This window comes from Xanthobacter autotrophicus (assembly GCF_030015065.1).
In the GTDB taxonomy this organism is placed as follows: Bacteria; Pseudomonadota; Alphaproteobacteria; order Rhizobiales; family Xanthobacteraceae; genus Xanthobacter; species Xanthobacter autotrophicus_D.
Window position 1 is genome coordinate 1 of the sequence record NZ_JAIVFN010000286.1, and the last position, 788, is coordinate 788.

Consider the following 788-nt stretch of genomic DNA (forward strand, 5'->3'; position numbering starts at 1 on the left):
TAGGCAGTGTGGACGGATTTGATGAGGATGAAGCTCAAGGCGAGGGCGACGATGGCAGCGAAGCCGCATTCGGTCTTCTCGCAGCGCAGGGCGACGCGCTTGAACCGCTTCAGTTTTCCGAAGCACTGCTCGATGCGGGCACGGCCCCGGTAAAGCGCCTTCGGGAAGAAGGTCGGCCGGTCCTTCGCGTTGGATTTGAAAGGGATAGCCGGCGCGATGCCGCGGGCGCGTGCGATAGCCCGGTTGGCCTTGGCGTCATAGCCCTTGTCGGCGAGGGCCGCGCGCGGCGTGATGTCGGGGCCCAGATCCAGCAGCAGCTTGAAGATCGGGCTGTCGCCGGCCTCACCACCGGTCAGGTGGAAGGCGATCGGCTGGCCGTCGAAGTCGCTCTTGAGGTGGATCTTGGTGGAGAAGCCGCCGCGCGAGCGGCCGAGGGCCTGGCCCTCCTGCCCCCTTTTGCCCCGGCGGCGGAGACATGGGCGCGTACCACAGTGGAATCGAACATCTGGACCAGATGCGCCGTGCGGCTCAGCGATGCCAGGGTCTCGAAGAACAGCTCGAACACGCCGGCCTGGCGCAGTCGCCAGAACCTTTTCCAGACGCTGTTCCACGCGCCGAACTCGGCCGGCAGCGCCCGCCAGGAGATGTTGTGCACGGTGAAATAGTGCATGGCTTCGAGGAACTTGCGGTCATCGCGCCCCTTGTCGCCCCGTCGCGACCGGCAAGCGCGGAACACCTCCAGAGCCACCGCCCAATCCTCGTCCGTCATCCGCGTCAGCATGGTCGAC

1 protein-coding gene and 1 pseudogene are annotated in these 788 nt (G+C 66.0%); both read right to left on the reverse strand.

Annotated features, from left to right (window positions below):
- Window positions 1-611, reverse strand: a 611-nt coding sequence (locus tag K9U40_RS23125) for an IS5 family transposase (protein ID WP_282892419.1), incomplete at its 3' end; no start/stop codon positions are given.
- A gap of 2 nt (window positions 612-613) precedes the next feature.
- Window positions 614-781: pseudogene (locus K9U40_RS24890) on the reverse strand (transposase); the annotation flags it as partial.
- Between the last annotated feature and the right edge of the window lie 7 nt (window positions 782-788).